Annotated in this window: 17 protein-coding genes and 1 pseudogene; 16 read left to right on the top strand and 2 right to left on the bottom strand. The window is 60.7% G+C overall.

Annotation, left to right across the window (positions count from 1 at the left end):
• Positions 1-190: 190 nt before the first annotated feature.
• On the bottom strand, positions 191-1,207 hold the full coding sequence (locus KQ659_RS16155; protein ID WP_226915762.1) for an OmpA family protein: 1,017 nt from the start codon (positions 1,205-1,207) through the stop codon (positions 191-193).
• 375 nt (positions 1,208-1,582) lie between these two features.
• Between KQ659_RS16155 and accD the strand changes: the two genes are divergently transcribed.
• The 7 genes from accD to KQ659_RS16120 all read left to right on the top strand — a co-directional run bounded on the left by accD (position 1,583) and on the right by KQ659_RS16120 (position 7,336).
• Complete coding sequence (gene accD, locus KQ659_RS16150; RefSeq protein ID WP_216680122.1) at positions 1,583-2,491, top strand: acetyl-CoA carboxylase, carboxyltransferase subunit beta; 909 nt, start codon at positions 1,583-1,585, stop codon at positions 2,489-2,491.
• Positions 2,492-2,603: 112 nt separating this feature from the next.
• Entirely contained in the window at positions 2,604-3,350 is a 747-nt protein-coding gene (locus tag KQ659_RS16145; protein WP_216688221.1) for an OmpA family protein, read from the top strand.
• Between the two features lie 183 nt (positions 3,351-3,533).
• Positions 3,534-3,812, top strand: a complete 279-nt coding sequence (locus tag KQ659_RS16140) for a YMGG-like glycine zipper-containing protein (protein WP_216680124.1) — start codon at positions 3,534-3,536, stop codon at positions 3,810-3,812.
• A gap of 218 nt (positions 3,813-4,030) precedes the next feature.
• A complete protein-coding gene (locus KQ659_RS16135; RefSeq protein ID WP_216680125.1) occupies positions 4,031-4,747 on the top strand; it encodes an OmpA family protein in 717 nt (238 codons plus the stop codon).
• A 155-nt stretch (positions 4,748-4,902) separates the two neighbouring features.
• A complete protein-coding gene (locus KQ659_RS16130; protein WP_226915763.1) occupies positions 4,903-5,679 on the top strand; it encodes an endonuclease III domain-containing protein in 777 nt (258 codons plus the stop codon).
• A gap of 101 nt (positions 5,680-5,780) precedes the next feature.
• Positions 5,781-6,764 carry a radical SAM protein gene (locus tag KQ659_RS16125; protein WP_168671952.1) on the top strand — a complete coding sequence of 328 codons (984 nt, stop codon included), beginning with the start codon at positions 5,781-5,783 and terminating at the stop codon, positions 6,762-6,764.
• 56 nt (positions 6,765-6,820) lie between these two features.
• Positions 6,821-7,336 carry a gamma carbonic anhydrase family protein gene (locus KQ659_RS16120; protein ID WP_216680126.1) on the top strand — a complete coding sequence of 172 codons (516 nt, stop codon included), beginning with the start codon at positions 6,821-6,823 and terminating at the stop codon, positions 7,334-7,336.
• Between the two features lie 58 nt (positions 7,337-7,394).
• On the opposite strand, the gene KQ659_RS16115 is transcribed toward KQ659_RS16120, so the two are convergent.
• Entirely contained in the window at positions 7,395-8,729 is a 1,335-nt protein-coding gene (locus KQ659_RS16115; RefSeq protein ID WP_216680127.1) for a hemolysin family protein, read from the bottom strand.
• A gap of 265 nt (positions 8,730-8,994) precedes the next feature.
• Here KQ659_RS16115 and KQ659_RS16110 point away from each other — a divergent pair, with 265 nt between their 5' ends.
• The 9 genes and pseudogenes from KQ659_RS16110 to KQ659_RS16070 form a co-directional block, all read left to right on the top strand.
• On the top strand, positions 8,995-11,214 hold the full coding sequence (locus KQ659_RS16110) for a protein-disulfide reductase DsbD family protein (RefSeq protein WP_216686096.1): 2,220 nt from the start codon (positions 8,995-8,997) through the stop codon (positions 11,212-11,214).
• Between the two features lie 406 nt (positions 11,215-11,620).
• Positions 11,621-12,085, top strand: coding sequence for an Lrp/AsnC ligand binding domain-containing protein (locus KQ659_RS16105; protein WP_168671949.1), 465 nt, complete (start codon positions 11,621-11,623; stop codon positions 12,083-12,085).
• 165 nt (positions 12,086-12,250) lie between these two features.
• Positions 12,251-13,354 (top strand): glycosyltransferase family 9 protein, encoded by a 1,104-nt coding sequence (locus KQ659_RS16100; protein ID WP_226915764.1) that lies wholly within the window; start codon positions 12,251-12,253, stop codon positions 13,352-13,354.
• Positions 13,355-13,391: 37 nt separating this feature from the next.
• Complete coding sequence (locus KQ659_RS16095) at positions 13,392-14,630, top strand: M16 family metallopeptidase (protein WP_216680129.1); 1,239 nt, start codon at positions 13,392-13,394, stop codon at positions 14,628-14,630.
• Between the two features lie 3 nt (positions 14,631-14,633).
• Positions 14,634-15,080 carry a YDG/SRA domain-containing protein gene (locus tag KQ659_RS16090; protein WP_216690634.1) on the top strand — a complete coding sequence of 149 codons (447 nt, stop codon included), beginning with the start codon at positions 14,634-14,636 and terminating at the stop codon, positions 15,078-15,080.
• An 85-nt stretch (positions 15,081-15,165) separates the two neighbouring features.
• A complete protein-coding gene (locus KQ659_RS16085) occupies positions 15,166-15,801 on the top strand; it encodes an O-methyltransferase (protein WP_216680130.1) in 636 nt (211 codons plus the stop codon).
• 88 nt (positions 15,802-15,889) lie between these two features.
• Entirely contained in the window at positions 15,890-18,814 is a 2,925-nt protein-coding gene (locus KQ659_RS16080; protein WP_216688222.1) for a TonB-dependent receptor, read from the top strand.
• A 230-nt stretch (positions 18,815-19,044) separates the two neighbouring features.
• The gene (locus KQ659_RS16075; protein ID WP_216680132.1) at positions 19,045-21,411 is read left to right on the top strand and encodes a LysM peptidoglycan-binding domain-containing protein; all 2,367 of its coding nucleotides are present in this window, start codon (positions 19,045-19,047) and stop codon (positions 21,409-21,411) included.
• A gap of 266 nt (positions 21,412-21,677) precedes the next feature.
• Positions 21,678-24,152 (top strand): annotated as a pseudogene (locus tag KQ659_RS16070) (DNA polymerase III subunit alpha); the annotation flags it as partial.
• Between the last annotated feature and the right edge of the window lie 10 nt (positions 24,153-24,162).

The following is a 24,162-nucleotide window of genomic DNA, read 5'->3' as shown; positions in this document are numbered from 1 at the left end:
GAAATTTCTAATCCAAAAGGCCCGCTCGACTTCAGCGCAGGCCTTACCCAAGTCGTTGCTCCGGTCAGACCGCCCTAGGCGGTCTGACCGGTTGAAGTGAGCACGATTCCGGCCTAGCGACAACCGGTTAGACCGGAGCAACGACCCAAAAGGCCGAGCGGGCCTTTTGGGTCGTTGCTAGCGGCGTGGGCTACTTGCCCGTGGCCGCCGTAGCCGAATTGCTGTCCAGAATCTTAAACAGCTCGTTTAGCTTGGGCGTGAGGATAATCTCGGTGCGGCGGTTCATGGCCTTGTTCTGGGGCGAGTCATTGGCCGCCACGGGCACGTACTGGCTGCGGCCCGAGGCCGTGACGCGTTCCGGGGCCACGCCGGCGGTGGTGAGCAGGCGCGCAATTTCGGTGGCGCGCAGGGCGCTCAGGTCCCAGTTGTCGGTCATGCCGGCCGTGCCCGACCGGATGGGCACGTTATCGGTGTGGCCTTCCACCACCACGTTCACGTCTTTCTGCTCCTGGAGCACGGTGGCCAGATTTTTTAGCGCCTCCTGGCCCTTGGGGTCCACTTTCGTCGAGCCCGATTTGAACAGCAGCTGCTCCGACAGCGACACGTACACCTTGCCGTCCTTCAGCTTCACCTGCAGGTCGCTGCTGTTGAAGCTGAGCAGGGCCTTGCTCACGCGGGCCTTCAGGTCGTCCACGGCTTTGTCCTTTTCGGCCAGGGCTTTGGTGAGCTCGGTTAGGCGAACCTCGCGGGTTTTGAGGTCGACGGCGAGGCGGTCGTTATCGGCTTTGCTTTTCTGCAGCGTGGTTTCCAGGGAGCCCAGCTCGGCTTCGCGGCGGGCCAGGTCTTTGGCCACTTTGTTGTAGTCGGAGGACTTGTTGGCCAGCTCGCGGTCGCTGTTTTTCAGCAGCTTGTCGTAGCTGTTGTTCAGCTCGTTGTAGAGGCTGCGGGTTTTGCGATAGGCATTGCCGGTTTCGGCCGAGTCCGTTACGAGGCGCTTTTGGGTGAGGTGCAGCTGAGCCAGCTCGTCGCTGGCCTTTTGCAGCTCCGCGGTAGCGCCGCGGTACTGCCGCTCGGCGGCCGCTTTGCCATCGGCATCGGCCCGCTGGCGGGCGCTAAGGTCGTCGTATTTCTTGGCCGTTACGCAGCTGTTCAGCACCGGGGCGGCCAGCAGGTAAAGGCCCAGCAGGGCAGGGGAGAAGGTTTTCACGGGGATAAAAAGGCGCAGCGCCGGGCCATCGGCGGTCGGACTGCCCGGCCGCGTTGGCCCGGCAAGGTAGCGCTTAACCCGCGCTCAGCCTAGCAAAATACCACTCCGGACAGGTTTTGGAATCGATGCTGGAAACACCGCGAACGAAGCCCATTCCCGCCTCCGTTTGGGGCTGGGTGCCGCGCCAAAGCAGCGGCCTTGCCCGCGCCAAACCACGCCAGCCCGCTGCCACCAAGGATTTTGCGAAAGATGGCAATAGTTATGGCTTATCTTTGATGCCCTGTAATTTGCCGCTGCACGCCCGAAGCCGGCGGCTTTTCCATCTAAAAATTCAAGCTGACAGCCCCGTGCTGGCAGCTGTTAGTTAAACGAAATATGGCCTGGTTCAAGCGCGTAGAAAAGGGCATTGTGACCCCCACCGACCAGAAAAAAGAGACTCCCGACGGCCTCTGGTACAAGTGCCCCGAGTGCAAAACCGTGGCCACTATGGCCGAGCACAAGCGCCTGCTGCATGTTTGCGGCAATTGCAGCCACCATGGCCGCATTGATGCCATCGACTACTTCGAATTCCTCTTCGACCAGGGCGGATTCACGGAGCTCGATGCCAACCTCACCTCCGGCGACCCGCTGCACTTCGTGGATACCAAAGCCTACCCGCAGCGTGTGGAGGCCACCGAGCGCAATACCGGCCTGAAAGATGCCGTGCGCACCGCCCACGGCCTGAGCGCCGGCCAGCCGCTGGTGGTGGCGGCCATGGATTTCAAGTTCATCGGCGGCTCGATGGGCTCGGTGGTGGGCGAGAAAATTGCCCGCGCCATCGACTACGCCCGCCAGACCCGCACGCCGTTTCTGATGATTTCGCGCTCCGGCGGGGCCCGCATGATGGAGGCCGGCTACTCGCTCATGCAAATGGCCAAAACGTCGGCCAAGTTGGCCCTGCTCTCCGAAGCCGGCGTGCCCTACGTAAGCTTGCTGACGGACCCCACCACGGGCGGCGTCACGGCCTCGTTTGCCATGCTGGGCGATTTTAACATTGCCGAGCCCGGCGCGCTCATCGGCTTTGCCGGCCCGCGCGTCATCAAGGAAACCATCGGCAAGGACCTGCCCAAGGGTTTCCAGAGCGCCGAGTTCGTGCTGGAGCACGGCTTCCTCGACTTCATCGTGGACCGCCGCGAGCTGAAGCAGCGCCTGGCCAACCTGCTGGGCATGCTGCAGCCCGCGCCGGCCGCCGCCGCCAGTGCCCCCGCGCCGCGCCGCGCCGCTACCAAGGCCCACCAACAATAAAAAAAGGCACTTTTCGTTTTCGGCACACTTCTTGAAAAATCCGCTTCCAGCCCCGGAACGGGTTTTTCCGTATAAGGGCTGAACACAACTTCACCAACCCCCTCATTTTCACATGAACACCTCCAAATCCCTTCTTTCTGTATTGATGGCTTTCGTGCTGCTGTTTAGCTCCTGCGCCACTTCGCAGCAAGCCAGCTCCACGCAGCCCGATCTTTCGACCAACAACGGTACCGGTGCCCGCAAAAGTGGCATGAGCAAAACCGTTAAAGGTGGCCTGCTGGGCGCTGGTGGTGGTGCTATTCTTGGTGGCGTAGTTGGTGGCTTGCTGGGCGGTGGCAAGGGCACGGCTATCGGGGCCATCGTAGGTGCTGCTGCGGGTGGTACCACGGGTGCCATCATTGGTCGCAAAATGGATAAGCAGGCCGAAGACCTGCAAAAAGACATGCAGAACGCCAAGGTTGAGCGCGTGGGCGAAGGCATTAAAATTACCTTCGACTCGGGTATCCTCTTCGATACCAACTCGGCTACGCTGCGTTCGGCTTCGGAATCGGACATCACCAAGATGGCTGCCATTCTCCAGAAATACCCCGATACCAACGTGCTGGTGGAAGGCCACACCGATAACTCGGGTTCGGATGCCATCAACCAGCCCCTGTCGGAGCGCCGGGCCCAGGCCGTGGCCAACTCCACCATCGCCAAAGGTGTTTCGTCGAGCCGCATCACCACTCAGGGCTACGGCTCGACCCAGCCCGTGGGCGACAACACCACGGCCGAAGGCAAGCAGGCCAACCGTCGCGTAGAAATCGCTATCTACGCCAACGAAAAGATGAAGAAAGCGGCCGAGCAAGGCCGTTTGTAAGCAGTATTTGTCGGGCCACTGCTGCCCGGTATGCAAAAAAAGGTCGCTCCACCGGGGCGGCCTTTTTTTTGTGAATGCGGAAGCCTTGGGCGCGCAAACAGACGCATTTTCTTCAGCAACCCTGCCCGCCTGGTATGCGTTGAAATCCCGTAATCCCTCCCATAAACTTTAACCTCCTGAATTATGAAATCCCTGCGTGTAGTATTCGCTTTGTTTTTAATGCTGTTCGTGCTGGCCGGCACCAGTGCGCAGGCCCAGACGCCCAAAAAAGGTTGGAGTAATAAGGCCAAAGGCGCGGCCATTGGCGGCGGTGCGGGTGCCGTGACGGGTGCCGTGATTGGCGGCGGTAAAGGGGCCATTATTGGCGGGGTAGCCGGCGTGATTGGCGGCGGCCTGATTGGCCGCAACAAAGACAAGAAAAAAGACCCGGCCCGCTACAACGCTTACCACAAAAAGAAGTAATTCGGCCGCGCTACGCCGATAGGCTATCGCGCTTATAAAAGGCCCTGCCACCCGGCAGGGCCTTTTTTGTGGTTGAACGAGCCGGCTAATGAGTTGGGAGGGCCAAAAGGCGCGCTGGCCCCGAGGAGTTTGGCAAGGTGGTTGCAAATGGCGTACTTGCCGGCCTGTTCGCACACCGCGATTTTTGCTGGTATTTTTTATCCAAACCTTTTTTTAACATGAAATTTCTTCGTTCATCCATTGCGTTTCTGTTCGCCCTGCTGCTGCTGGTAAACAATTTTGCGCAAGCCCAGACCTCTACCGTTTCGACTGCCAAGCCGAAGGGCATGAGCAAAACCCTCAAAGGCGGCCTCATTGGTGGCCTGGGTGGTGCCGTAGTTGGTGGCGTGGCCGGCCGCCTGATTGGCGGTAAGTCGGGCACGGCCAAAGGGGCCATCATTGGGGCTGTAGTAGGTGGTACGGCGGGTGCCCTCATCGGCCGCAAAATGGATAAGGCGGCCGCCGAGCTGCGCCGCGACCTGGAAGGCGCAACTGTAGAGCGCGTGGGCGAAGGCATCAAAATTACCTTTGCATCGGGCATCCTGTTCGGCACCAACTCGTCGAACCTGACCCCGGAAGCTGCCGGCAACATCGACCAGCTGGCCACCACCCTCAAGAAGTATGCTGATACCAGCGTGGTGGTGGAAGGCCACACCGATAGCTCGGGCTCAGATGCCATCAACCAGCCCCTGTCGGAGCGTCGGGCCCAGGCCGTGTCGAACGAGATTCAGGGCCAGGGCGTAGACTCGGGCCGCATCACGGCCACCGGCTACGGCGCTACCCAGCCCGTGGGCGACAACGCTACCGCCGCCGGCAAATCGGCCAACCGCCGCGTAGAAGTAGCCATCTTCGCCAACGACAAGATGCAGAAGGCCGCCAAAAAAGGCCAGCTGTAATTGTCAGAACCGCAGATTTATCGGATGACACGGATTGGTCGGATTTTGTAGCTGACCAAAAACGTAAGCCGAACCGTAGTGAGATTGAAAAAAGCCGCCTACCCGGGCGGCTTTTTTGCGTTTGATGAAAATCGTCCACGAAATCCGACCAATCCGTGCCATCCGATAAATCCGCGGTTCTGACTTCTTCGCCGGCCGAGAAAGCCTTGGCCGACCACCAGATACTCGACTATTTCTACGGCCATCTGCCGCCCGAGCCGCGCCGCACACCTATGCGTGAGCTCATTTCCACCGTGCTATCGCACCGCACCACTCACGCCGATGAAGAGCTAGCCTACGACCGCATGCTGGAAGCTTTTGGCGACTGGACCGGGGTGGAGGCTGCCCCCACGGCCGACCTGGCCCACGCCATCCGCACCACGCGCTGGCCCGATACCCAGGCCCCGCGCATTCAGGAAATTCTGCGTCGCATCCGGGCCGAAACGGGCGGGGCGTTCGACCTGGACTTTCTGGCCGACTGGCCCACGGAACGCGGCCTGGCCTGGCTCACGGATATGCCCGGTATCGGCCTGAAAACGGTTTCGCTGCTACTGCTCTTCAATTATCATAAGTCGGTGCTGCCCGTCGATACGCACGTGCACCGGGTAGCGCAGCGGGTGGGGTTTTTGGGCCCCAAGGTATCGGTCGAGAAGGCGCACAGCGTGCTGCTGGCCCTGCTCCCCAATGATGCCGAAACACTGTTTAACTTCCACAAGCACAACTACTGGCACGGGCAGCAAATCTGCTTTTTCCTGAAGCCGAATTGCGCCCGCTGCCCACTGAAAGGGTTTTGCAATTACTATGAAGAGCATTTTGGCGAAGCCACGGCCGAGGCGCTGGCGGCCACGCCAACGCAGTGGGATGCCGCCGCCTGGGGCAAGCTGCCGCATTGACCTAGCTGTTAGCTTTTAGCTGTTAGCTTCGTTGTGGCGCTTGGAGGAGGCCGGAACATAAAAAGCTGATAGCTAAAAGCTAATGGCTAACAGCTAAAAATATGCGTCTCGTTAAGCACCCCGTCCTTTGCAATTACTACGTCACTTACCGCTGCAATGCGAAGTGCGCGTTTTGCGATATCTGGGAGAAGCCCTCGCCCTACATCACTCTGGAGGATGTGGACCGCAACCTGCGCGACCTCAAGCGGCTGGGCGTTTCGGTGATTGACTTCACCGGCGGTGAGCCGCTGTTGCACCGGCAGCTGCCCGAGTTTCTGGGACTGGCGCGGGAGCTGGGCTTCATCACTACCGTCACGACCAACGGCCTGCTTTACCCCAAAAACGCCGAAAAGCTGCGCGGCAAGGTCGATATGCTGCATTTCTCGCTCGACTCGGCCGACCGCGACACTCACGACCTGGGCCGGGGCGTGGCCTGCTACGATTTCGTGCTCGAAAGCATTCGCGTAGCCAAAGAGCTGGGCGAGCGGCCGGATATCCTCTTCACCGTATTCCGCAAAAACCTGGCGGATTTGGAGGCCGTGTACCGCGACATTACCCAGCCCAACGGCCTCGTGCTCATCCTCAATCCCGCCTTCGAATACGGCGACGTGGAAACCGGTGAGCAGCTCACTCCCGAGGAGCTGGACTATCTCTCGGCCTTCGGCAAGCGCAAGGGTGTGTACCTGAACGAAGCCTTCATCGAGTTGCGGCGCGATGGCGGCAACCACATTGCCGCGCCCGTGTGCCGGGCCGCCAGCACCACGCTGGTCATTTCGCCCAGCAACGAGCTGGTGCTGCCCTGCTACCACCTCGGCGAACAGAAATTCCCCATTGACGGCAAGCTGTTCGACCTCTACAACGCGCCCGAAACCCAGCGCCTGGCTGCCCTTGAAGGCCGCCTGCCCGCCTGCGAGGGCTGCACTATCAACTGCTATATGCAGCCCAGCTTCGCGGTCGAAACCAGTAAATATTTCTGGCAGGCGCTGCCGAGTACGCTGAAGTATAACTGGGAGAAGGGGACGTGGAAACGGCTGCTTGTGAGGTAATCTTTAGCTTGCCGTCTCATTGCCGATACGGCAAGCTAAAGCTTACCTCACAACTCATGCCCGCTCTAATTCTCCCTGTTCATGGCATCTCGCCCACCATTCCCGCCGACTGCTTCGTTGCCGATAACGCCACCATCATCGGCGATGTCGTCCTTGGCTCAAAATGCACCGTCTGGTTCACGGCCGTGATTCGCGGCGACGTGCACCGCATCCGCATCGGTGACGAAACTAATATCCAGGATGGGGCCGTGCTGCACTGCACCTACCAGCAGGCCCCGCTCAACATCGGCAGCCGCGTTAGTATCGGGCATCGGGCGATGGTGCACGGCTGTACCGTGGAGGACGACGTGCTCATCGGCATGGGAGCCATCGTGATGGACCACGCCGTGGTGGGCACCGGCTGCATCGTCGCGGCCGGGGCCGTGGTACTCGAAAATTTCGTGTGCGAGCCCGGTTTTCTGTACGCGGGAGTGCCCGCCAAAAAGATTAAGCCCGTGACGGAGAAGCAGCGCGAGGGGCTGAAGCGCACGGCTGCTAATTACCAGACTTATGCCAGCTGGTTGGAGAATTAAAAATAAAGAATTAAGAATGGCCCTCCTGTATCGTCAGGAGGACCATTCTTAATTCCCTTTACACCTCGTCGCTTAGCTCGCCGCGCGGAGCCTCGCGCTCGGCGTGGGTGGTCACGCGGAGTTGCACCAGCTCCACGGCGCGGCGCGAGCGTTGCAGCACGCGGAACTCGTAGGGGTCGAGCACGGCCACGTCGCCCACTTCCGGGATGCTGCCGTAGATGACGTTGAGCAGGCCGCCCACGGTTTCGTAGTCTTCGCCCTCGGGTAGGGGGAAGGGGAGGTACTCGTTGGCGTCGGAGATGGGGGTGGCGGGGTTTACGCGGTACTCGTCTTCGGCCACTTTTTCCACCACGGGCACCTCGTTGTCGTATTCGTCCTGGATTTCGCCCACCAGCTCCTCCATAATGTCTTCGATGGTGACAATGCCGGACACGCCGCCGAACTCGTCGCTCACAATGGCCATCACAATGTGCTTGCGCTGAAACTGGCGCAGCAGGCGGTTGATTTTCTTGGTTTCGGGCACAAAGTAGGGCGGGCGCATGATGCGGGCCAAATCCACGGCCTCGCCGCGCCGGATGATGGGCAGCAGGTCCTTCACGTTGAGCACCCCCACGATGTTGTCGATATTGCCCTCGAACACCGGCATGCGCGAAAAGCCTTCGCTGAATACCAGGTCTAGAATGGTTTCTTCGGGCGCATTCACCTCCAAGGCCGAAAGCTTGGTGCGGGGCACCATAATCTGCTTCACCATGCGGTCGTTGAACTGAAAAACATTTTCAATCAGCTCATGCTCAGAGTCTTGGATTTCGCCGCTCTCTTTGCCCTGGTCGATGAGCAGGCGTAGCTCTTCGGCCGTATGAATCTCGGCCCCGTGCGTCGATTTCACCCCAAACATGCCCAGCAGGCCGTTAGAAAGCACGTTCAGCAGCCAGATGGCCGGGAAGGTAATGATGTAGAAGAAGCGCAGCGGTGCGGCAATAACCAGCGTGGTGGCCTCGGGCTTCTGAATGGCCAGCACCTTGGGAGCCTGCTCGCCAATAACGATGTGCAGCACCGTGATGGTAGCAAACGACGCGAACAGGGCAATGGTGTGCACGGTTTCGGGTGCGATTACCAGCCCGAGCTTGTGAATAATGGCCAGCAGCACCTCCGCCACCACACTTTCGCCAATCCAGCCCAGCCCCAGCGATGCCAGCGTGATGCCCAGCTGGGTGGCCGAGAGGTAGGCATCTAGGTTGTGGAGCATGGTCTTGGTGAGCTGCGCCAAGCGGTTGCCCTCCTGTGCTCGCAGGTCAATCTGCGAAAGTCGAACCTTGACCAGCGCAAACTCGGCGGCCACAAAAAATCCGTTTACCAAGACCAGTAAAACGGTGAAAAGTATTTTTAAACCCATGTCGGCGGCCCCGCGACGCGGTCGGTCTGGAAGCCTTTGTAGGCCAAAAGTACGCAGTTTGGCGCAGGTGGTTGGCTTGCTGAACTTTTAACTCATCGGTTTGTCATTCAACGAGGCTTAATTTTGTGCTCTGAAGTAGGTGTAAGCTATGGCCGGGTGAAGCGACTACCCGTGGCCTCCAACCGGGGTAATTGCAACGAGAGCGGCTCTTTGCCGGTTAGAAAGAAGCCAGGCGTGGCCAACCACAACGCGTCATTCAAATACAATGAAGAATTTTCGGATATTAACTGCAGCGCTGTTTTGGCTGGCCCTGATGGGCCCCGCCGCCGCTCAGATTCTCACGCCTACCCACCTAAGCACCGCCCTGAGCAAGCCCACCGCCAAAGTAGGCGAGGAGGTCGAATTAATTATCAACGCCCGCATCGACGACAAGTGGCACCTCTACGCCTCCGATTTCAGCGATGAAGTCGGCCCCGTGGTGTTCACGCTCAAATTCAAGCCCAGCCCGGCCTATGCGCTGGTGGGCAAGCTCCAGGCCATCAAGTCGCACCACGAGCAGGACGAGATTTTCAAGGGCGAAGTCGCCTTCTGGGAAAAAACCGGCCAGATGCGCCAGCGTATCAAAATACTGCAGCCCGGCGCGCTCAGCATCGTGGCCGATGCCGACTACCAAAGTTGCACCACCGTGGACGGCAAATGCGTGCCCGGCAGCGAAACCCTGAAATTCGGCCCGCTTACTGCCATCGGCGCGGCTGCTCCGGCTAAAGCCACCGGGGCCATGCCGCCCGCTGCCATGCCCACCACAGCGGCGGTAGCGGCTGCCCCAACTGCTGCCGCCCCCGCCGCTGTGCAGGCGGCCGACCCTGCCGGTGATACGGCTGCCCAGGCAGCCACTGCGGCAGTTGTGCCCGCCCCAGCCACCAGCGCCACCCCCGAAGCCACGGCCGCGCCCGCGCCCGCCGTGGCCAGCGTAGCCCTCGCCGCCGACCCCGTGAACAAAGCCGGCGGCCTGTGGGCCTTCGCGCTGCTGGCCTTCACCTTTGGCCTGGCCGCGTTGGTTACGCCCTGCGTGTTCCCGATGGTACCAATGACGGTTTCGCTTTTCACCAGCGGCAACGACAGCCGCCAGCGCGGTATTTTCAAGGCGCTGGTGTACGGGGCCAGCATCATTGGTATTTATGTGCTGATGGGCGTGCTCGTATCGGTGCTGCTGGGCGAAGACGGCCCTAATCTCATTGCCACGCACTGGATTCCAAACCTGATTTTCTTCATCGTTTTTGTAGTGTTTGGCCTGTCGTTTCTGGGCTTGTTTGAAATTACGCTGCCCCACCAGATTGTGAATTCGGTGGATGCGCAGGCTGATAAAGGCGGCTGGGCCGGCATCTTCTTCATGGCTCTTACGCTGGTGGTGGTGTCATTTTCGTGCACCGCGCCCATTGTGGGCAGCATTCTGAGTATGGCCGCGCGCGGCGAGCGCATCACGCCTATTGTGGGCATGCTGGGCTTCTCGCTGGCGTTTGCGCTGCCGTTCACGCTGTTTGCCATCTTCCCTTCGTGGCTGAAAAGCCTGCCCCGCTCGGGTGGCTGGCTAAACACGGTGAAGGTGGTGCTGGGCTTCATTGAGCTGATGCTGGCCCTGAAATTCCTGAGCACCGCCGACCTGGCCTACCACTGGCACCTGCTCAACCGCGACGTGTACATCGTGCTCTGGATTGTGCTTTCGGCGCTGCTGGGTTTCTACCTACTAGGCAAGTTCCGCCTCTCGCATGACTCGCCCCTCGACCACCTCAGCGTGGGCCGCCTGCTGATGGCCGTGCTGGCCTTCGCCTTCACCGTGTACTTGGTGCCGGGCCTGTTTGGGGCGCCGCTGCCGCTGCTGGCCGGCTACCTGCCGCCCCAGAGCAAGCACGACTTCTCCCTGGCCACGGCCGAGGGTGGGGCCGCGCCCGCCATGGCAACCAGCACTGCCGGGGCCGCCGCCCGCGAAACGCCCCGCTTCGGCGAGTTCCTGGAACTGCCTCACAACCTCGACGGCTATTTCGACTTGGAGCAGGCCAAGCGCGTGGCCCGGTTGCAGCACAAACCCATTTTTATCGATTTCACCGGTCATGCCTGTGTGAACTGCCGCAAGATGGAAGCTACGGTGTGGAGCGACCCGCAGGTACTCACCCAACTCCGCAACGATTACGTGGTGGTGGCGCTGTACGTGGACGATAAAACCGAGCTGCCCCAGAAGGAGTGGTACACCTCCACCCACGATAACCAAATTAAAACCACCCTCGGCAAGCAAAACGCCGACCTCCAGATAACGCGCTACGGCATCAATGCCCAGCCGTACTATGTGATTCTCGATGCCGACGATGCAACCAGCCAGCCCCTGGTAACGCCTATTGCCTATGAGCCCGACGTAGCGCAATTCAGCGCTTTCCTGCAAGCCGGCTCGAAGCAGTACCGTACGCAGCGGGTCCCGGTAGCGGCCCGCTAAAAATCAGTTGAGCAATTCCGTGGCGGTAGCACACACAATCCCCGGACGAGTTAAAGCACGAAGAGGCGGCCCCCACCCAGAGGCCGCCTCTTACAAATGTGAGGTGCGCACCCACCCAGATGCGCAGCCCCGTTTTCCCCTCTTCTCCTCCGTATCCAACCACGGCCGTAACAAAAGGAAGTTTCCTTTTATGAAGAACTTAGCGAATGGCATGGTCGAGGTATCGGCCTTGTTTCAAGCACTAGTACGTTCTTACTTAGCACCGTGGCCTTCTGCCTAGGATTATGACAAATGTAAGATGTATGGTTAGATGATGCAAATAATTCTTTCATCTAACTCGAGCTTTGCAATAAATTTAATTTTAAGCGTTTAATTCAACACTCTCTCCAACTCCTTTCCGCAAAAAATGGCCAGAAATTACGAACTTGATGACACCGACCGGAACATCCTGAACTTACTGATTCAGGATGCCAAAATGCCGTACACCGAAATTGCCCGCAAAGTCAATGTTTCGGGCGGCACGGTCCACGTGCGAATGGCCCGGCTGGAAGAGCTGGGAATTGTACAGGGCGCTACCCTGCGCATTGATTACCAAAAGCTAGGCTACGGCGTGAGCGCCTTTCTGGGTATTTATCTGCTGAAAAGCTCGGTGTATACCAGCGTGGTGCAGCAGCTCCGTGAAATACCGGAGGTTGTGAGCATTCACTTCACCACCGGCGCCTACGGGGTTTTTGCCCGTTTGGTGTGCCGCGATACCCAGCATCTGCGCGATGTGCTCCACGACCGCATTCAGCCGATTGACGGTATTGAGCGCACCGAAACCCTTATTTCGCTGGAAGAAGTAGTGAACCGACCCACGCAACTGACGTAGCTGCACCGGCTGAGATTGAGCAGCAGCAGCAGCAGCCAGGATATGCGGCATTGGCCAGGCTTGGATAGCCTTGGTCGGTGCCGCATATCTGCTTTTTAATCCCTGCGTGCGTGCAGCTTGCCGCCGCAAGCACGCGACGTGCCCGCGCCGCTGTAATTTTGTGCCGTGCCCACGACTCCTGCCCCGCCCGCCACGCTACTCATTCAAACCGCCTTCATCGGCGACGTTATTCTGATGACGGCGCTGCTGGAATATCTGCATCAGTCCGAGCCCGCCACGCCTGTCGATGTGCTGGTGCGCCGCGGCAACGAGGGCCTGCTGGCCGGCCATCCGCACGTCCGCAACGTACTGATTTGGAATAAGAAATACCGCAAATACGCCGCGTTGTGGGACTTGTTGGGCCAGATTCGGGCGGCGCACTACGGCCGCGTCGTGACCCTGCAGCGCTTTGCCAGCACGGGCTTTCTCACGGCGTTTTCCAAAGCCCGGGAGCGTATCGGGTTCGCCAAAAACCCGTTGAGCCGGTTTTTCACGCGCCGCGTGCCCCACCAGATTGGCGACGGCACCCATGAGGTGACGCGCAACCTGCGGTTGGTTATAGTTAAAAGTGAAGAGTTAAAAATTAAAAGCGAAAAAGCAGCCGGTAAATCCGCAGAGGTTTTAACTTCTAACTCTTCACTTTTAACTCTCTACCCGCCCCGGCTCTATCCCTCGGCCGCCGATGAAGCGGCCATTGCCCCGTATGCCATGGCCGGCCCCTACATCTGCCTGGCCCCGACCTCGGTGTGGTTCACCAAGCAATACCCCGAGGAGAAGTGGCTGGAGCTGCTGGCCGCCCTGCCCCAGGGCGTGCGGGTGTACCTGCTGGGCGGCCCGCCCGACGTGGCCGCCTGCGAGCGCCTGGCCGCCAGCAGCCGCGCCAACGTGACCAGCATTGCCGGCAAAATCGGCCTGCTCGCCTCCGCCGCCCTCATGCGCGGGGCGATGATGAATTATGTGAACGACTCGGCTCCGATGCACCTGTGCTCGGCTGTGGGCGCACCCGTGACGGCCGTTTTTTGCAGCACAGTGCCAGCGTTCGGGTTCGGGCCGCTGAGCCCCGTTTCGTTCATCGTCGAAACCCAGGAGGCGCTGGCCTGCCGGCCGTGCGGCCTGCACGGCCACGCGGCCTGCCCGTTGGGGCACTTTCGCTGCGCCTACGGCATTGAGGTGGGGCAACTACTGGCTACGCTGCCGGTTATATCATCCGAAAGCCGGCTGTTATCCTGAGCTTGCGTGACTGCCCAGCCGTACCTTTGCCCTACTTATGCTCGATTATCACATTCACGAATATCCTAACGGTATCCGCCTCTTACACAAGCAGGTACTGCATACTAAAATAGCGCATTGCGGGTTTTTACTCGATATCGGCTCGCGCGATGAGGCCCCGCACCAGCAGGGCCTGGCCCACTTTTGGGAGCACATGGCCTTTAAGGGTACCGAAAAGCGCAAGTCGTTCCACATCCTCAACCGCCTCGAAACCGTGGGCGGCGAGCTGAACGCCTACACCACCAAAGAGAAAATCTGCTTCTACGCTGCGCTGCTCAGCACGCACTTCGAGCGGGCGTTTGAGCTGCTGACCGACCTCACGTTCAATTCCATCTTTCCGGGCCGCGAGGTGGAGAAGGAGCGGGGCGTGATTCTGGAGGAGATGAGCATGTACCAGGACGCCCCGGAAGATGCCATCATCGACGATTTTGATACCGTCGTATTCGGCGACCACCCGCTGGGCGTGAACATTCTGGGCACCCGCGAGAGCGTGAGCCGCTTCCAGACGGCCGATTTCTACGCCTTTTTGCAGGAGCAGCTGCGGACCGACCGGCTGGTATTCAGCTCGGTGAGCAACCTGCCGTTTGAGGCGGTGAAAAAACTGGCCGATAAATTCCTGGCCCCGCTGCCGGCCCGGCTGGGCCCGCGCACCCGCCGCCCCGTGGGCAGCTACGAGCGCAAGTCGCAGACCGAAACCCGGCCCATCTCGCAGGCGCATTGCCTGCTGGGCGGCCCGGCGTATTCGCTGAACGACGCCCGCCGCATCCCGTTTTTCATGCTGAACAACATCCTCGGCGGCCCGGGTATGAACTCGCGCCTCAACCTGGCCGTGCGCGAGAAATACGGCCTCGTGTACACCATCGACAGCACGTATTCGCCCTACACCGACACCGGCCTGTTCGGTATCTACTTTGGCACCGAGGGCAAGCAGGTGAAGCGCACGCTGGGCCTGGTGCAGAAGGAGCTAAAATTGCTGCGCGAAAAATCGCTGACCACCAACCAGCTGCACATCGCCAAGCACCAGCTCATGGGCCAGCTCGCCATGAGCGAGGAAAGCAACGGCGGCCTGATGCAGCTCCTCGGCAAAAGCACGTTGGACCTGGGCCGCGTGGAGCCGCTGAGCGAGATTTTTGGTAAAATCGAGCAGATTTCGGCCGCTGAGCTGCAGGAAATGGCCAATGAAGTGCTGACCGAGGAGCACCTTAGCGTGCTGCAATACGTGCCGGAAGGGAAGTAATGGCTGCCGCCGGTTTTTGGCCACGTAGGCACCTACCGGCCGGGCGACACCTTTCACAACCGCATCGAGCTGGCTTTTAGTGGTGTGCACCGGCCGCGCCGGGCGGGCGTGTGCGGCACCCGGGCGTTGGTGGCCGAAAGCATCGTGCTGGCCGGGCAGTATGAGGACGACGAATTTGGTGAGCCCGAAATCCGCTACTCCGGCAACGGCGGGCGCGACCCCAAAACCGGCCGGCAGGTGACCGGCCAGCTGGCGGTTGGCACCAATCTGGCCCTGCTCAAAAGCCAGGAAACCGGCCGGCCCGTGCGCGTGCCCGGCAAGGTGCCAGGCGAGTACGGGCCGGATGTTTATCGCTACGAGGGGCTGTGCCGGGTGGTAGAGGCGCGCTTTGGGCCGGGGAAATCGGGGTACAACGTTTTGTCTTTCGCCTCCGGCCGTTTTTGTAGTTAAAATTTCTCGCCGAGGTACGCGGAGGTCGTCTCCGCGTACCTCGGCGTTTTCCTCCGCGAACCTCAGCGAGAAATCCGAATAGCCCATGACCACCGACCGCTACGCCGAACTCCACACCGCGCCCGAGCCGCCGCTCCTCGCCCAGCTCACCCGCGAAACCCACCTGCAGCTCCTGATGCCGCGCATGAGCAGCGGGCACGTACAGGGCCGTATGCTCAGCCTGCTCAGCCACCTGGCGCGCCCGCGCCGCATTCTCGAAATTGGCACGTTTTGCGGGTATGCCACGCTGTGTTTAGGTGAGGGGCTGGCAGCTAACGGCCTGCTGCACACCATTGAAATTGACCCGGAGAAGGAAGCCCGCATCCGGCGCTACGTGGCAGCGGCCGGCCTCACGGAGCAGGTGCGGCTGCACATTGGCGCGGCGCTCGACGTTTTGGCCGGCCTGGTCGATGAAGTGTGGGATTTGGTCTTTATTGATGCCGACAAGCGGAATAATGACGCTTATTTTGAAGCAGTGATTGACCAGGTGCGGCCCGGCGGGCTGCTCATCGTTGATAATGTGCTGTGGGGTGGCAAGGTGCTGCCCACGCACGCGTTGAAAGCCGGCGACAAGGACACGGCCCTGGTGCGGGCTTTCAACGACAAGATGGCCCGGGACCCACGGGTGGAGCCGGTGTTTCTGCCCCTGCGCGACGGCTTGCTGCTGCTGCGTAGGAAGTAGCCGCCGCCCGCGTTGACCCACCAGGCCAACTCTCAGCCGCAGAATACCGAATACCGTCAGACACCGCTACCCTGTTTTAACCAAGTATATGCGGCATTTTGCGGTCTTGTTTTTCCTGCTGATTGGCTTACAGGCGGCCCGGGCCCAGGCCCCCACCACAGTGAGTGGGCGCGTGACGGACGGCAAGGACCAGTCGGCCCTCATCGGGGCCAACGTGCTGCTGATTCACCTGCCCGACTCGGCCAAGAGCGGCGCGGCGGCCGATGCCGAGGGCCGGTTTCAGTTTGATAACGTGGCCGCCGGGCGCTACGTGGTCGATGCTTCTTTTGTGGGCTACCAGAAAACCCGGCAGGCCGTGACCGTGGCCGGCGCGCCCGTGCAGTTGGGCATGCTGGCCCTGCAAGCCGGCGGCGTGCAGCTGAAGGGCGTGGTGGTGACGGGCGCCGCCGCCCAATCGGTGCAGAAGGGTGACACCACCCAGTTCAACGCCCGCGCCTTCAAAACCAACCCCGATGCTACCACCGGCGACCTCATCGATAAGCTGCCTGGCGTGAGCCGCGGCACCGACGGCAAGGTGCAGGCTCAGGGCGAAAACGTGCAGCAGGTACTGGTGGACGGCAAGCCGTTTTTCGGCAACGACCCCGACGCGGTGCTCAAAAACCTGCCCGCCGAAATGGTGGACAAGGTGGAGGTATTTGACCAGCGCAGCGAGCAGAGCCGCTTTTCAGGCTTTGATGACGGCAACACGACCAAGACCATCAACATCGTGACCAAGGTGGAATTTCGCAACGGCACCTTTGGGCGGGTGGTGGCCGGCGCGGGGCCGGACCGCTACAAGGCCAGCGGCAACGTAAACAAGTTCAAGGGTAACGAGCAGATGTCGGTGCTGGCCCAGAGCAACAACGTGAACGAGCAGAACTTCGGCACCGAAGACCTGCTTGGCGTGGTGGGCAACTCGAACCAGGGCGGCGGCGGGCGTGGCGGCCGGGGCAGTGGGGGAGGCAGCGGCGGCAACGGTGGCAACGCCGGCGACTTCCTGGTGAACCAGAGCGGCGGTATTACCAAAACCAACGCCGTGGGCCTGAACTACTCGAATTCCTGGAACAAGAAAACCGACCTCGCGGCCAGCTACTTCTTTAATCGGGCTGATAATACGCTGAACAGCAATGTTAACCGGCAATATGTGCTGCCGGTCGGCACCACCTATACCCAGAACGCCACCACCAGCAGCCTCAACACCAACCAGCGCTTCAACCTGCGGCTGGAGCACAAGATTGACTCGGCCAACTCCATCCTGTTTCGCCCGCGCTTCAGCTACCAGCTGAACGATGCCAACAGCACCGTGGACGGCCTCACGCGCCGCGCCGACACCACGCAAAGCAAAATAAACAGCCACTACGGCTCCAACAACAAGGGCCTGAACACGGGCGGCGACCTGCTGCTGCGCCACCGTTTTGCCAAGGCCGGCCGCACCGCCAGCCTCAGCATCGGGGGCACCTATACGCAGCGCAACAGCAATACCACGCTGCAAACCATCGACACCGGCTCGCGCCTCAACAACCTCAACCAGGCCAGTGACCTTACGCAGCACGGTGGCAGCATCAACGCCAACCTCGCGCTCACCGAAGCCCTCACCAAAAAGGACGTGTTGCAGGGCAACTACGCCATCAGCTATGCGCCCAACAACTCCAGCAAATACACCTACGACGTGCTCACCGGCGACACCCGCCAGCAGAACGATGGCCTGAGCAACGTGTTTCAGAACTATTATCTGACGCAGTCGGGCGGGCTCACCTACCGGCACATCACGCCCAGGTACCAGGCTAGTTTCGGGCTGGCCGGGCAGTATTCGGAGCTGTACAGTGATGCGCAGTTTCCGCGCCCCAGCATTGGGCGCTACTACTTCGTGAATGTGCTACCGACGGCCAACTTCAACTACAAATTCACACGGCAGAAGAACCTGCGCCTGTTCTACCGCACCAATACCAACGCCCCCAGCGTGAGCCAGTTGCAGGCGGTGGTGAATAACTCTAACCCCTTGCAGCTCACCATCGGCAACCCCACGCTGCGCCAGGAATTTCAGCACTCGCTCAACATCCGCTACTCGGTCTCTAACCCCGAAGTGTCGAGCAACTTCTTCGCGCTGCTGTCGGGGGCTTATACCCAGAACCCGATTTCGAACCGTACCATCGTGGCCGCCCGCGACACTATTGTGACGCCCGAAGGCTCGCCCGCCGTGCGCCTGCCCGCCGGTGGCCAGCTCATTCAGCCCATCAACCTCAGCCAGCAGTACACGGTGCGCTCGCTGGTGAGCTACGGCCGGCCCATCAAGGCCATTAAAACCAACGTGAACCTGAGCGCCAATGCCGGCTACACCCAAACCCCCGGCCTGGTAAACGGCGGCCTGAACTACGCCCGCGTGCCCACCTTTGGGGCCGGCCTCACGCTGAGCTCCAACATCAGCGCCAACCTCGATTTCACGGCCTCCACCACCTCGAACCAGAATTACGTCATCAATACCCTGCAAACGCGGCTCAATACCAATTACTTCTCGCAGGTGACGCGCTTCCGGCTGAACTGGATTGTGGGCCCCGGCATCAATATTGCCACCGATGTGCTGCACCAGGCTTACTCGGGCCTCTCGGCGGGCTACAACCAGCAGTATATCCTCTGGAATGCCAGTCTGGGCAAGAAGGTATTTCCCGGTCAGCGCGGCGAAATCCGGCTGTACGCCTTCGATTTGCTGGGCCAGAACCGCTCCATCCAGCGCAACGTGACCGATGCCTACTACGAGGACGTGCAAACCACCATTCTCCAGCGCTACTTCATGCTGATGTTTACCTACAACATCCGCAGCGGCAACGTGATAGCCCCCACGCCGAGCGAAGGCGGCGGGCGCGGCGGCTGGCGTGGCGAAGGGCGTGGCGAAGGGCGTGGCTTCAGCCGTCCGGACGGTGGCGGCGACCGGCCCGGTGGGGGCGGGGGCCCGCCGCCCGGCGGTGGCCCGCAGTAAGGGCCGGATTTTCCGGAGCGAAAGCAATAAAATGCCCGTTATGCTGAGCGCAGTCGACCCATCTTTACCACGATAGTAGCTACTTGCTTCCTCGGTAAAGATGGGTCGACTGCGCTCAGCATGACGTTTCTCTGTCTCATGAGCGTCCCGCTGTTTGTGCAAAAATCAGGTTCTTTGTAACTTCCGGGTCGAAAGCTGCTGCGGTAGCTGCTGCCGGCCCGGGGTTATTTATGCGAAATTCGATTCTGCTGCTGGGGATTTTACTAACGCTGACGGGCGCATTGGCCGCCCAGTCGCTGGCCCCGCGCCCGCACCCCGACGTGCCCGCCGCCATGGACGTGGCCGGCATTCACCTCGTGCTCAGCGAAGAAGCCCAGCGCCTGGTGCAGCAAAAGGCCGACGGCCTGTGCCGCCACCAGCCCTCTTTCCAGGCGCGGGTTGATTTGGCCGATGCCTCATTTCCCATCATCGACCGGGTGCTGAAGGAAGAAGGCGTGCCGCTCGATTTCCGCTATCTGGCCCTTCAGGAAAGCGCCCTGCTGGGCAATGCGCGCAGCAACCACGAGGCCGTGGGCTACTGGCAGCTCAAGCAGGAAACTGCCACTGGCTTGGGCCTCAGCGTGAACGATGCCGTGGATGAGCGCCAGCACCTCACCACCAGCACCCGCGCCGCCGCCCGCTACCTCACCCGCAGCAACGCCAGCCTGCACAACTGGATGAACGCCCTGCTGAGCTACTACACCGGCCTGGGCGGCGTGAAACCCTACACCTTGCCCACCGACGCGGACGCCACCGAAATGGCCATCACCGAGGCCACTTCGCCCTACGTGCTGATGTTTCTGGCCCAAAAAATCGCCTTCGAGCCATCCTGCGGCCTCAACCCCCGGCCGAAGCTGCTGCTCCAGGAGTTCCCCGCCGTGGCCGGCCAAACGCTTTATGCCCAGGCCCTCACGCTGCACGTCGACTCGGGCGCGCTGACCATCCACAACCACTGGCTGCTGGCCGCCACCGTGCCTGCCGATAAAGCCTACACGCTCATCGTGCCGGTGGGCGACGTGACCCAGGCCGCCGGCATTGTGGCCAACCAGCGCCTCCAAAGCCGGGGCCAGCTCCTGAATGCCCCCACCGTGGCCGCCAACACCGCCGAGGTGCGCCTCAACAAGCTGCGCGCGCTCATCGCCCTGCCCGGCGAAACCATGGCCGACCTGGCCCGGCGCGGCCACCAGCGCCTGGGCGAGTTCCTGAAACACAACGAGCTATCGGCCTTCGACCAGGTGGTAACGGGCCGGCCTTATTTCCTGGAGAAAAAGCGCGACGTGGCCGCCGTGCCATACCACGTCCTCTCGCCCGGCGAGCGCATTTTTGATGTGGCCCAGAAGTACGGCATCCGCCAGAAGGCCATTTACAGCAAAAACCGCATGGCCCGCGTCGAGGAGCTGCGGCCCGGCCGGGTGCTGTGGCTCCAGCACACCCGCCCCCGCGAAACCGCCATCGAATACCGCACCCTGCCCGAAGGCGCGGCCCTGGAGCGGCCCAGCGTAGCCACCACGGCCGCCGAAACGGAGACAGATATATTGGTCGACCAGGCCAACGAAGCCCTGGCCGCCCGCCGCACGGGGTCTCCTGGCGATGGCAAAGTGAAGGTCAAAATCAAAGTGAAAAATGAGTCCGGCAAAACCAAGCGCGTCACCATCGAAAGCACCGACGGCTGGGGAGAAGCGCTGGAAACGGCTACTACCGCTGCGGCGACGCTGCCAGCGGTAGCGCCCGCTTCGGTGGTAGCTGCTCCGGCCCCGGCGCGCCCGGCTCCGGCCCCCGCGCAGCCGTCGTTTGCTAAAAGAACCTACCTGCCGCCGCCCGCTGCCGCCCCGGCCCCCGCGCCCCTGGCCGATGAGCCGCGCCAGCCCGACTCGACCGTAGCGGCCCCCGTGGCCAGCCGCCCGGCGGTAGCGGCCCGGCCTGTGCCTGTAGCTGCGCCTGCCGCGCCCGTTTATTCACCAAAGCCAGCTCCGGCCGTAGTGGCCGCGCCGATTGCCGCTGCGCCCCGGCCCGAAGCTGCCCTGGTGCCCGCCGCTGTCGTGTCCGCGCCAAAGCCCGCCGCTGTTGTGGCCGTGCGCGCCATTCCCGGCGACGCAAGGCACCGCGTGGAAGCCCGCGAAACGGTGTATTCCGTGGGCCGCCTGTATAATATTGCTCCCGCTACGTTGATTGCCATCAATCAGCTGGCTCCGCCTTATGGCCTGGTTACGGGCCAGGTGCTAACGCTGAAAGATGCTGAGCAGCAGCCAGCTCCGGTGGCTAAAGCGGCACCTGTAAAAGCGCCCGCGCCAATGCCCGCTGCGCGTGCTGCCGGGCAAATAAACCCGGCGCTGTTGTACGTACCCAAAAAAGCGAATCTAACGGCGGTAGCTACCGCCGCGCCATCCGTGCCGGCTGCCGAAGCGGCTGTGCAGCACATCGTTATGAAAGGCGAAACGCTGTATAGCATCGCCCGGCGCTACCAGGTAACCATCGCCGACCTGCAAGCTTGGAACAACAAGCCCGATGCCTCCGTGAAGCTGGGCGAAGTGCTGCGCGTGCAGGCTGCTACGAAATAAAAGAGCACGAAAAGGGGGTTGGCTTTCGGCGCGCGAGCCGAAATAAATGCAGCTATCAGGGAATCAGGCAGCAGGCTTTGGGCATTTGGCAATGCCCGCTGGTCGGGGGTATCTTTACTAAAACCAGCCACTGAAGCTGTTTAGAAAGTCCCCGAACGGTCATGCAGAGCGCAGCGAAGCATGACCGTTTGAGTGCCTTTTGTGACTTTCTAAACAACCCCACTGTTAATTAATAATTAGTAATTATTAATTAGTAATTAAAAGATATGCCCGTTTTCTCGCACCTTCACAGCCATACGCAATACTCGCTGCTCGACGGCCAGGCCAGCATCAGCAAGCTGATGAAGAAGGCGCAGGCCGATGGCATGCCCGCTGTGGCCCTCACCGACCACGGCAATATGTTCGGCGCGTTCAACTTCGTGGCCGAGGCCAACAAGTATAACGTGAAGCCCATCGTGGGCTGCGAGTTCTACCTGGTGGAGGACCGCCACAAAAAGTCGTTCAGCAAAGAAAAAGGGGAGAAGGACAAGCGCCACCACCAGCTGTTGCTGGCCAAGGACCAGGCCGGCTACCACAACCTGAGCAAGCTGTGCTCGCTGAGCTTTATTGAGGGCGTGTACTCCAAGTTTCCGCGCATCGACAAGGAGCTGCTGGAACAATACCACGAGGGCCTCATTGCCACCAGCTGCTGCATCGGTGCCGAGATTCCGCAAACCATTCTTTTCAAAACCGAAGCCGAGGCTGAAGAAAAGCTGAAGTGGTGGCTCGATATGTTCGGCGAGGACTACTACATTGAAATTCAGCGTCACGGCCTGATGAATTTCGATGGCACCGGCAAAAGCCAGGAAGACGTGAATCAGGTGCTGCTGCGCCTGGCCCGGAAACACAACGTCAAAGTCATCTGCACCAACGACTCGCACTACGTGGACCAGACCGACTACGCGGCCCACGACCTGCTTCTGTGCGTGAATACCGGGGAGGAGCGTAGCAATCCGATTGGGGATATTCGCACCAATTACTATACCCTGATGACCGGCAAGGGCGAGGTGAAATACGACCTGCTGGAGAACCTGCGCCGCGACAACTCCCGCGACGAAAAAGCCCAGCGCCAGCTCCGCCGCATCGACGAGGAGCTGCAGAAGCCCAAGCCGCACACCCGTTTCGGCTTCGCTAACGACCAGTTCTTCTTTAAGAACCAGGCGCAGATGAACGAGCTGTTCATTGACGTGCCCGAGAGCGTGGACAATACCAATGAGATTGTCGGCAAAATCACGCCCCCCAAGCTGGCCCGCGATATCCTGCTGCCCAACTTCCCCATTCCCGCGCCCTTCGCCAACGCCGACGAATTCCTGCGCGAGCTGACCTACGTGGGCGCGTTTGGCCCCAGTGCCGGCAACGGTACCGTGACGATGACCAAGCCGCCGCGCTATTCCGACCGCACGCCCGAAGTGGAGGAACGGCTTGATTATGAGCTGCGCATCATCCAGACGATGGGCTTCGCGGGCTACTTTCTCATCACCCAGGACTTCATCAACCACGGCCGCAACATCGGCGTGGCTGTGGGGCCGGGTCGAGGCTCGGCCGCCGGCTCGGCGGTGGCCTACTGCGTGGGCATCACCAATATCGACCCCATTAAGTACTCGCTGCTGTTCGAGCGTTTCCTGAACCCCGAGCGCGTGTCGATGCCCGATATCGACATTGACTTTGACGACGTGAACCGTCAGAAAGTCATCGATTACGTGGTGGAGAAGTACGGCAAAACGCAGGTGGCCCAGATTATCACCTTCGGCACCATGGCCGCCAAGTCGGCTATCAAGGACGTGGCCCGCGCCATGGAGCTGCCTCTGCCCCAGACCAACGACCTCACCAAGATGGTGCCCGACAAGCCGGGTACCACCCTGGCCGGCGCTTTCGCCGAGAATCTGGAGCTGGATATGATTCGGCGGGATGAGTCGCCCGACAACCTCAAGGGCCAGATTCTGCGTCTGGCCACGCAGCTGGAAGGCTCGGTGCGCAACACCGGCATCCACGCGGCCGGCGTGATTATCGCGCCCGACGACATCACGAAGTACATCCCCGTTTCGACTTCCAAGGACTCCGACCTGCTCATCACGCAGTTCGACGGCAAGGTGATTGAGAGCGCCGGGATGCTGAAAATGGACTTTCTGGGCCTCAAAACCCTGACGGTGATTGTGGATGCCATGCGCCTGATTGAGCGCAACCACGGCGTGAAAATCGACATCGACGAAATTCCGCTCGATGATGAGAAGACCTACGCGCTGTACCAGCGCGGCGATACCATCGGCACGTTCCAGTTCGAGTCGGAAGGGATGCGGCAGTACCTCAAGGACCTGAAGCCGACCAACATCGAGGATTTGATTGCGATGAACGCCCTGTACCGGCCCGGCCCCATGCAGTTCATCCCGAACTTCATCAACCGCAAGCACGGCCGCGAGGAAGTGGTGTACCCGCACGAGCTGCTAAAACCCATCCTGGAATACAGTCAGGGCATTATGGTGTACCAGGAGCAGATTATGCAGACGGCCCAGATTCTGGCCGGCTACTCCCTGGGCGGAGCCGACCTGCTGCGCCGCGCCATGGGTAAGAAGGACATGAAAAAGATGGCCCTCGAGCGCGAGAAATTCATCGAAGGCTCAAAAAACCTGCACGACATTCCGGCCAAAAAAGCCAACGAAGTGTTCGACGTGATGGAGAAATTCGCGGAGTACGGCTTCAATCGCTGCTTAACGG

Origin of the sequence: Hymenobacter siberiensis, assembly GCF_018967865.2 — a bacterium.
Classification (GTDB): Bacteria; Bacteroidota; Bacteroidia; order Cytophagales; family Hymenobacteraceae; genus Hymenobacter; species Hymenobacter siberiensis.
The sequence above is the reverse complement of the archived record's forward strand: the minus strand, read 5'-3'. Positions and strand labels throughout refer to the sequence as shown.